Here is a 9,274-nt window from a genome sequence, read left to right as displayed (position 1 = left end):
TTGCCATGACGCGTTCAAACTGGGTATGCATCACGCCCTCGGCTCTGGTGGGCTGGGTGCGCATCGCGGCCAGCCGGTCACGGTCGTGGTTACCACGACGTTGGCCGAGCTCAACCAGGCCGCCCACGCCGTGGTTGACCCGACGGTGCCCATGCCTGCCCCCGCGCGTACCGGCGGGGGCTCCCGGTTGGCGATGGCCGAGCTGATCCGGCTGGCCGCCCACGCGATTCACTACCTGGCGGTGTTCGACGAGCACACCGCGCGCCCGCTGTATCTGGGCCGCCAAAAACGCATCGCCACCCCCGAGCAGCGCCTGATCTGTCATGCCCGCGACCGCGGCTGCACCCGTCCTGATTGCCTGGTGCCGGGCTATTGCTGCGAAGTCCACCACGCACCCGGGTGGGCCGCGGGCGGGCGCACCGATGCCGACAAGCTGTTTTTCGCCTGCAGCTGTCACCACGGCGCGGCCAGCCGCGGCGAATTGCACACCGTAGTCACCACCAGCGGCCGACTCGGCTGGACCAACGGCACCAGCCCACCAACCATCAACCACGCCCACCACCCCGACGAACTCCTACACGGCGACCCCGACCCACCCGCCGAGGAGCGGCCCGCTTAGCGCCCTCAACCACTGCGGACCTGGGTCTTGCTCGGCGTCGAGGCGCCGGAACACAGCCTGACCGGTTTCAAGAAATCGTGTGCCGGGTTCCCGGCATCTCGACCGCCGAGCTCACCAGAACCTGCCGAAACGGCGCGCTAATTCCCTATCATCTGGACATGAACGCAGGCGCGCTGACTCACGTGCGCTCGCCCGTATTCACCCCTGAGGACGCGGCACGATATCGCGCGGCTGGCTGGTGGTCCGACACGACGCTGTCCGATGCGGTACGTCGCAACGCTGAACACTTCCCCGGCCGCACCGCCTACGCCGACTTCCCTGGTGCGGCGCTGACCTGGAGTGAATTCGATTCTGCGGCAACCGCTTTAGCGGAGCAGCTAGCCGGCGCGGGAGTGGCCCCGGGCGATCGGGTCGCGGTGTGGCACGGCGACTCCGCGGCTCTCCACGCGCTGTTTGTGGCAATCGAGCGCTGCGGCGCCGTCGTCGTGGGGATGGGCGCTCGCGCCGGCACCCGCGAGGCGGCGGCGATACTTCGAAGCACCGAGCCCAAGATCCTGATCTGCGATCGAGCGCGCCGCGAGGCCGCCGCTCAGGCTTCCGAGATCCCAGTGTTGGCCCTGGATACCGGTTCCGAGACGTTGTCGTTGAACACCGGCACCCATTTCGAGGCCCTTGGGGCCGACTCCCGGCTCGGACCCGATGATGTGTTCCTGATCAACTCGACCTCCGGGACCACCGGGTTGCCCAAGTGTGTCGTGCACACGCAGAACCGTTGGCACTACTTTCACCAGAAGGCCGTCGCCAACGGGTTGCTGACGTCTGACGACATCTTCCTGCCGGTGATCCCGATGCCGTTCGGCTTCGGATTGTGGACCAGCCACACCACCCCGATCTACCTCGGCGCGTCGGCAGTGATCCTGGGGCGCTTCACCGCGGCGGCGGCATGCGAGGCAATAGCCCGGTGCAAGGTCAGCGTGTTGTGCTGTGTCAGCACGCAATTGACGATGCTGATGGCGGATTCCAGTTCCCGGGACCACGACCTGAGTTCACTGCGTGTCGTGTTCACCGGCGGCGAGGCGTTGCCGTATCGACCGGCTGCCGAGTTCGAGGATCTCACCGGTGCGAAGATCCTGCAGTTTTACGGCTCGAATGAGACGGGCATGCTCAGCGCCACCACGCTGGACGACCCGCGCGAACGCCGGCTCCGCACCGGCGGCAGGATCGTGCCGGAGATGGCGGTCCGCTTGTTCGACGGCGATCGCGACGTCACCGAAACGGGACGCGGACAGCCCGCGTGCCGAGGCCCGGCGACCAGCCTCGGCTATCTTGGCGGCACCGATCACGAAAAGCTCTTCACCCGCGACGGCTGGATGCGCATGGGCGATGTCTGCGAGATCGATTCGGAGGGCTATCTGAACGTCACCGGCAGACTGTCGGATTTCATCGTGCGAGGCGGCAAAAACATCAGCGCGGCGCAGGTCGAGGATGCCGTCACCAGTCATCCGGCGATCGCGGTGGCCGCGGCGATCGCGATGCCCGACCCGGTGTTCGGCGAAAAGGTGTGCGTCTATACCGAACTCGTCGGTTCGCGCACCGTAGACCTGGCCGAGCTCGTCAGCTATCTGTTGGCGCTGGGAGTGTCCAAGGAATTGTTGCCCGAACGGCTCGTCGTCGTCGACGAACTGCCCCGATCGTCCGGCGGAAAGGTCGCCAAAGGCGCTCTCCGCGAAGACATTAGAACCCGATTGGAGGTCGATCATGACCACTCCTAACGCCCGGCGAGGCGGCGTGGAGGTGTGGGCGCCGGCGGTGGTGCCTCCGATTGGGGTCGAGCTGTCCAACGAACAGGCGCTCGCGGTGGCATTCCGCCATCTCGCCGCGATCGGGTTCGCCGAGAACATGGCCGGACACATCACCTGGCAGCCCGACGGGCACGGGGAGATGCTGGTCAATCCGTGGGGCCTGTGGTGGCAGGAACTGACCGCCTCCGATATCTGTGTGGTCGACGCCGACGCCCGGGTGGTCCGGGGCAGGTGGGACGTCACCCCGGCGATACACATCCACACCGAGCTGCACCGCGTTCGCGACGACGCCCGGGTCGTCATTCACAATCACCCGTACTACGCCTGCGTGCTCGCCGCGCTGGGCAGACTTCCCGAGCTGGTGCATCAGACCGGCTCGCTGTTTCTGGACGACCTGTGCCTGGTTGACGAATACGACGGCGAGATCGACAACCCGGCACGCGCGGCGGATCTCGCGGCACACATCGGCGCGGCCAACCTGACGATTCTGGTCAATCACGGCGTCATCGCCACTGGTCGCACCCTGCCGGAAGCGGTCTACCGCGCGGCGTCCATCGAACGGGTGTGCAAGCTCGCCTATGACGTCCTGGTGACCGGCAGGGAACCCGCCCAGATGAAGTGGTCGGATATGGCAGGGATGCAGCGGTCGCTCATCGAGCGCGCAGCTGATGTGTACTGGGCCGGGGCGGCGCGCATGACGATCAAAGCCGACCGCGATGTGCTCGGCTGAGTGGCCGAGCAGACGCAAAGGCACACCAATCCGGTAGGAATTGGGTGCTTTTGCGACTGCTCGCTGATACTGCCGTACAAGGAGATTGCCCTCGATGAAATCGATTGACGAGCTGGCCAGCAACCCGAACTTCACGACCGCCAAGAGCGGCGAAGAGCGCTCGGTTACCTTCCTGCCGGATCCGCCACGGGCGAAACGTCTCTACACGGTGATCTCGGTGGACGATCACATCGTCGAACCGCCGGATACCTTCACCGGGCGTCTCCCGCGGAAGTTCGCCGATCGCGCACCGAAGGTGGTGGGTAACGCGGACGGCGGCCAGACCTGGGTCTACGACGGTCAGGAATTGCCCAACGTCGGATTCAACGCCGTGGTTGGCCGACCGGTATCCGAGTATGGTTTCGAGCCGGTTCGTTTCGACGAAATGCGAAGGGGTGCTTGGGATATCCATGCGCGGGTCAAGGACATGGACCTCAATGGCGTCTACGCGTCGCTGAACTTCCCATCCTTTCTGCCCGGTTTCGCCGGCCAGCGGCTGCAACAGGTGACCACGGATCGAGACCTGGCGCTGGCCGCGGTTCGGGCCTGGAACGACTGGCATTTGGAAGTCTGGGCCGGGTCATATCCGGAGCGGATCATTCCGTGCCAATTGCCGTGGCTGCTGGACCCCGAGCTCGGCGCGAAGATGATCTACGAGAACGCCGAGCGGGGTTTTCACGCCGTCACATTCAGCGAGAACCCGGCGATGCTCGGATTCCCGAGCATTCACTCGGGCCACTGGGATCCGATGATGGCGGCCTGTGCGGAGACCGGGACCGTGGTGAATCTGCACATCGGATCATCCGGCTCGTCGCCGTCCACCACCGAGGACGCGCCGCCCGACGTGCAGGGCGTGCTGTTCTTCGCCTACGCCATTTCGGCTGCTGTCGACTGGTTGTACTCGGGTCTGCCCAGCAGGTTCCCCGACCTGAAGATCTGCCTGTCCGAAGGCGGAATCGGCTGGGTCGCTGGACTTTTGGATCGACTTGATCACATGCTCAGCTACCATGCGATGTACGGCACCTGGCAGGCGCTGGGCGAAAAACTGACCCCCGCAGAGGTTTTCACGCGCAACTTCTGGTTCTGCGCCGTCGAGGACAAGTCGTCGTTTGCGCAGTATGAGCGGATCGGAGTGGACAACATCATGCTGGAGGCCGATTACCCGCATTGTGACTCGACCTGGCCGCACACTCAACAAACGATCCATGAGGAGATCGGCGGACTTCCGCACGACGTGATTCGAAAGATCAGCTGGGAGAACGCGTCTCGCCTGTACCGCCATGCGGTACCGATCGAAATACAGCGGGATCCGGAGACTTTCTGACTATCGCGGCATTAGCGGAGTAGGTGACTGTAGGGATCGCTCTCGGGCCCAACTTTCGCTGATTCCCCCTTCCGTTAGTTGGGGACGTCAGCGCTGTCTGGGCCGAAAGAACAATGAACCCGCGACGGCCCGGTTGCGAAGCGCCGCCGCGCGCCAGGTGTTAACCGGATGCGTGGCCAGCATGTTGGCCAGCCAGACGAAGAACCCGGTCTCCGAACCGGCCCGGTCAGCCATGCCGTCGAAATCCACCGACCTGAGCAGGTATTTGCCGGCACTGAGTACGCCAATGGCTCGCCGGGCGCCGCCGGGGCGGAACGCGTATCCGTAGTTGTCGGCGGTGTACTCCATCGACCGCGACAGCGTCTGGCCCAAAAACGGGATATTCATCGCCAACTCACTGAGCTGCCGCCAGTAGGACGTGTGACCCGCCGCGATGTGCCCGACCTCGTGGCCGATCACGAAAGCCAGCGCCTCGGGGTCGCGGGCCTGACCACCAATTTCGAACAGGTCGCTGTAGACCACGACGTAGCGTCGCATGCCGTGCCCGCTGGAAAAGGCGTTGATCCGGCCGTTACCCAGCACCACGTACGCGTCCGGCACCTCGGTGAGCCCGAACCGCTGGGCCGCCTCCACGACGAGCCAGTAGCCTTCGGGAAACTGCGTGGGCGACATCTTGACGCCGTTCACGCGCTGCCTTCCATAGGTCAACCCGCGCCCCAGGTACAGCGCGATCGGGGTTGCCAGAATGGAAAGCCACAGCGCGCTGGCCCGACCCGACAGGACCAAGGCGAATGCGACGAGATAGAGCACGATGCTGGACACGAGAACCAGCAGAAGAAGTCCGATCTCCCATGGGTGGCGCCTGGGCTGCTCCAGGTACCCGGTCGGGCCCGGCAAACCAGCTCCCGGCGGCGCGCCGTGGTGCCAGCCTGGTGCGGACGCGTGACGGTTTCCGGGAAAGTCAACGGTGGTCATGGTTGGCTTCGGGCTCCTGTGTCTGTGTCAGTTTGGTCCGCTACGTGCGGGTGCTTTCAGAGTCCGAGGCCGCGCTCAAGGAATTCTCAAAAGATTCTTGCGGTCGGACCAGGCCGGCTGAATGTCGCGATCTGTCGACGGCCACGGCTTAATCCGCTCTTGTAGCGCGCGTCGGGAGGGTGTTTCGCGACAGGGCTGTTCTTCGGAAAATCGCCGCATTTTCCTCACCTGTCGCCATCGTCGGCGGTAGGCTCGTGCCGGGCTGAGTCCATTGTTGACGGGGAGCGTAGCCAAGGACGCTTACACGCCTGAGTCGCTCGCTTAGCTCACGACACACTGACGGGCGCGCATATGGAAATTTTCCGCGACACCAGCGGGCCGGACCGATCCGAGAGTCCGCGGGGCCACTATGCGATTGACTGCGCGGGTGCGCGGCTGTGTGTCTACGCGCGCAGTTTGGCCACCGTCCTGCGCATCGAGGGCGCCGTCGACGCGACGAACGCGCGGCTTGTCGCCCAAGTCGTGCGACGGTTTTCGCGGTTGAATCCTCCCTTGATCGTGGATCTCAGCAACCTTGATTTTTTGGGCATCGCAGGTTTCCGAGAACTGCTCGACCTCGATTGGGAGCGTGAGAACGACCAGCCAAGCTGCCGGATTGTCACCGGTGCCGCGCTGTGTCGGTTGACGCGAGTATTTACCGACCACGACTTGCCCGTCGTGGATTCAATTCCAGAGGGGCTGCACCAACTAGACGAGGCCATCCGGGCGCGCCGTCGGTTCATTTCGGTCCTTGCCCGAAAACTAGAACTGCAACGGGCGACGCCCGTCGTCCGCAAATTCGCTACCGACTCCTGAGTAATCAGACGGCGGTCTGCCGGATCTCCCCGCGGTGCCGGACGGCGCTGTCGGGGTTCCCGCCAGGCGACCGGTCGACTGCGTTGTTTTGCCCCCACTGATCGCGGGTAGTTCGTCGAAATCCGAGATCGTCGAACGGGAGGCGGAAGCATCATGCGGACCGGTCAAGACGAGCGGGGCGCGGCCACTGAGGACGTGCCCGCGCAGGACTCCGAGCAGCGTAGGTCGCGAACGGCGTTCTGGCTGAATTGGTCACTGGCAGTGCTGACAGTGCCGGCGGCGGGCCTCATCGTGCTGTATGCGCTGGGCATGCTGGTGAGTTTTGCCGCGTGCAGCGACGCGCCGTGCCACCGCCAGGTCCCGGGCGATCTCGGGCTGGGAATCTTGATGTTCGCCGCGCCCGTGGTGTCCGCGTTGACCATCGCGGCTTCCTTTTTCGCGGCCAAGCACCGGCGCGGATTCCTTGTCCCGCTGTGCGCTTGGGTGTTGCTGGCCGCCGATGCGATTGCACTAGTCCTTCTTGTGCGGCACTAAAGCCAGCGCGTAAAGCACACAGCGCTAGGTGATTTCGGCTGCCGCGGCTCCTGACTTTGCAACTCGGCGGCTACGCAGGATAGGCCGTTCGTTGCCGTTCGCCCCGATAAGAAGACCGCAGGAGTTTGAACCCCGGCGGGTTGGGAAGGTGATGGGTGCGGACCGAGTTTGCTCACTAAGACGTTCGGCGAATGCCCTGCACCTCGAAAGTGTTGCAGTGCAAGATGAGTCGTCTGTCTTTGGTCCGCGGCTCAAAGGAGCGCCAGCTCAACCACACCGAAAGTCAGGAGCGATCCATGGGTGATCAAAAGAGTGGGCCCGAAGAGGGCATCAAGGGAGTCGTCGAGGGCGTCAAGGGCAAAGCCAAAGAGGTAGGCGGAGCCGTCACCGGTAGCGACGACCTGGTGCGCGAGGGCCAAGCCCAGCAGGATAAGGCGGACGCTCAGCGCGATGCGGCCGAGAAGGAAGCCGAAGCCGAGGCGGCCCGCGGTGGCGCCGAGGCGGCCGAAGAGCGCCAGAAGCAAAACCAATAGCGCGTACTGTGCGGTGGGTCCGGCCCCGGCTTTCGGGATCGGACCCACCCGCAGCGGGCGATCAGTGGTCTTGAGAAATGGCCTGATTCAGGTTCATTGGCCGTGGACGGCCTGCGCTGCAGCATCGCGCGCCATGCCCCTACCCGCGGGCAAGCCGCACGACCAGCGGTCGGTGGTCGGAGATTGGCATGAGTTCAGCGGTCGTTTCGACGGCATCCAAACCGGCGTCATCGGTCAGGATGTGGTCCAGTTGGCGGGTCGGATCGGGTGCGGGAAACGTGTTCGCCACCGCGAGCGCCCGCATGCCTGACCATCGGCGCACAGCGACCGGAGTGAGATTGAGATCGCCGGTCAGCAGTCGCGGGCCGGGCAAGCCGCGCAAATCGTGGACCAGTCGGCGCAGCTGGTGCCGATTCCAGCCCGGCACGAACGACAAATGAGTGTTAGCCACGGTGAGGTGGCCCAACGGCGTGTGTATTCGCGCGATGATCGCCGCCCGCGGCTCCTCGTCGACCATCATCACGCGATTGGGGCCGGGCAGGTACATGGGAAAGCGCACCGGAATTCGCGGAAACCGCACCACCTGCCAGCTGGCCACCGGAAACCGCGACAGCAGCGCGATCCCGTAGGCCGCCGTCCCAGGCTGCTCGTGGCCAGTGGCGGCCATCCAGGTAGCACCGGGCGTGCCCGAGATCGCGGCCACGAACCGGTGCTCGACCGCCCCCATGGCCTCGGCCGCGGCGGCCGTGAGATCGACCCGGTCCGACCGCGGCTGCTCGAAGTCGACCTCTTGCAGCGACAGCACATCGGGATCAAGTCGGCGTACGCAGTCCCGTAGCCGCTGGGGATCAACTCCGTCGCCGACGGTGCGGCCATGCAGGATGTTGAAGGTCGCGACGCGCATACGTATCCGATACCCAGTCAGGACCGTGTCACCTTGCCGGACGGCCAGGTTGGTCACGCGAGGAGCGGGTATGACCTATCCGATGACACCCACCGAGGCACCGCTGGATGCGCCCGAGGCGGACCCGATGCCCGCCCACTCGATGCTGCGGGAAGCGCTGCGGCGCGCCGCCTCCGCGCTCAAGGAGCGCGGGCCGCGGTTCGCCCTGGCCGGTAGCTATGCGTTGTGGGCTTACGGTGCACCGGAACCCAGTCACGACGTTGATTTGGTGATCGCCGAGTCGGACACAGACGCCGCCGCGGCCACCCTGAGCGGGGCCGGGTTTTCGATCGAACGTCCCCCCGAAGACTGGCTTTTCAAGGCGTGCATCGACGGTGGGGTCGTCGACGTGTTGCACCGCGTTAACGGCGTATCGGTCCAACCGGCCACCCTGGAGTGTGCCCAGGCGCGCGACGTTCTTGCGATCGCGATGCCGGTGCTGCCGCCCACCATGGTGATCATCCAGAAACTGCGCGCCCTCGGCGAGCACCACTGCGACTTCGCGGCCCTGCTGCCAGCAGTGCGCGCGATACGTGAACACCTGGACTGGGATCACATCAGGTCCCAGACTGCCGGCAACGACTTCGCAGTTGCGTTCTTGGTGCTCGCCGACCGGCTCGGCCTAACCTGCAGCTGATTCAGTGATTTCGCAGTTTGGTGATCAGCTTGTCTTTCGTCAGGCTCGAATATCCCGAGATTCCCAGCTCTTTGGCGCGTTTTTTCAGTTCTGGCACCGTCCAGTCCGCGTACGACCCGGCTTTGCCACCCTTTCGGCCGACTGCTGACTTGCCCCGTGCGGCGGCGGCATTGGAGATCCGCGCCGCCTTTTCTTTCGAGTCGCCCTGCTTTCGCAAATCTCGGTAAAGCTTTTCGTTCTTGATCGACGAGTTCGGCACAGTCTTCACCTTTCCCTGTTTGTA

At 64.7% G+C, this 9,274-nt stretch carries 11 protein-coding genes; 8 read left to right on the top strand and 3 right to left on the bottom strand.

Translation table 11 applies throughout. From position 1 onward, the window contains the following. The 4 genes from JO236_RS11000 to JO236_RS10985 form a co-directional block, all read left to right on the top strand. Positions 1-619, top strand: a 619-nt coding sequence (locus JO236_RS11000) for a DUF222 domain-containing protein (protein WP_293329526.1), incomplete at its 5' end; no start/stop codon positions are given. A gap of 158 nt (positions 620-777) precedes the next feature. Next, positions 778-2,391, top strand: coding sequence for a class I adenylate-forming enzyme family protein (locus JO236_RS10995; RefSeq protein WP_293329525.1), 1,614 nt, complete (start codon positions 778-780; stop codon positions 2,389-2,391). After that, on the top strand, positions 2,378-3,151 hold the full coding sequence (locus JO236_RS10990; RefSeq protein WP_293329524.1) for a class II aldolase/adducin family protein: 774 nt from the start codon (positions 2,378-2,380) through the stop codon (positions 3,149-3,151). Before JO236_RS10995 ends, JO236_RS10990 begins: the two co-directional genes overlap by 14 nt. A 94-nt stretch (positions 3,152-3,245) precedes the next feature. Next, a complete protein-coding gene (locus tag JO236_RS10985) occupies positions 3,246-4,514 on the top strand; it encodes an amidohydrolase family protein (protein WP_293329523.1) in 1,269 nt (422 codons plus the stop codon). Positions 4,515-4,601: 87 nt separating this feature from the next. Here JO236_RS10985 and JO236_RS10980 read toward each other — a convergent pair whose 3' ends face one another. Then, positions 4,602-5,489 (bottom strand): M48 family metallopeptidase, encoded by an 888-nt coding sequence (locus JO236_RS10980; protein WP_293329522.1) that lies wholly within the window; start codon positions 5,487-5,489, stop codon positions 4,602-4,604. A gap of 351 nt (positions 5,490-5,840) precedes the next feature. On the opposite strand from JO236_RS10980, the gene JO236_RS10975 reads away from it, so the two are divergent. From JO236_RS10975 to JO236_RS10965, 3 genes are all read left to right on the top strand, one after another. After that, the gene (locus tag JO236_RS10975; RefSeq protein WP_293329521.1) at positions 5,841-6,344 is read left to right on the top strand and encodes an STAS domain-containing protein; all 504 of its coding nucleotides are present in this window, start codon (positions 5,841-5,843) and stop codon (positions 6,342-6,344) included. 153 nt (positions 6,345-6,497) lie between these two features. Next, the gene (locus JO236_RS10970; RefSeq protein WP_293329520.1) at positions 6,498-6,878 is read left to right on the top strand and encodes a hypothetical protein; all 381 of its coding nucleotides are present in this window, start codon (positions 6,498-6,500) and stop codon (positions 6,876-6,878) included. 296 nt (positions 6,879-7,174) lie between these two features. Beyond that, the gene (locus JO236_RS10965) at positions 7,175-7,411 is read left to right on the top strand and encodes a CsbD family protein (RefSeq protein ID WP_293329519.1); all 237 of its coding nucleotides are present in this window, start codon (positions 7,175-7,177) and stop codon (positions 7,409-7,411) included. Between the two features lie 139 nt (positions 7,412-7,550). Here JO236_RS10965 and JO236_RS10960 read toward each other — a convergent pair whose 3' ends face one another. After that, positions 7,551-8,315: an endonuclease/exonuclease/phosphatase family protein gene (locus JO236_RS10960; RefSeq protein ID WP_293329531.1), complete on the bottom strand. Its 765-nt coding sequence runs from the start codon at positions 8,313-8,315 to the stop codon at positions 7,551-7,553. A gap of 70 nt (positions 8,316-8,385) precedes the next feature. Here JO236_RS10960 and JO236_RS10955 point away from each other — a divergent pair, with 70 nt between their 5' ends. Then, on the top strand, positions 8,386-8,991 hold the full coding sequence (locus JO236_RS10955) for a nucleotidyltransferase (protein WP_416362217.1): 606 nt from the start codon (positions 8,386-8,388) through the stop codon (positions 8,989-8,991). A gap of 1 nt (position 8,992) precedes the next feature. Here JO236_RS10955 and JO236_RS10950 read toward each other — a convergent pair whose 3' ends face one another. Further along, entirely contained in the window at positions 8,993-9,250 is a 258-nt protein-coding gene (locus JO236_RS10950; protein WP_293329518.1) for a Rho termination factor N-terminal domain-containing protein, read from the bottom strand. Positions 9,251-9,274 lie beyond the last annotated feature (24 nt).

This window comes from Mycobacterium sp., assembly GCF_019247635.1.
Taxonomy (GTDB): Bacteria; Actinomycetota; Actinomycetes; order Mycobacteriales; family Mycobacteriaceae; genus Mycobacterium.
The sequence above is the reverse complement of the archived record's forward strand: the minus strand, read 5'-3'. Positions and strand labels throughout refer to the sequence as shown.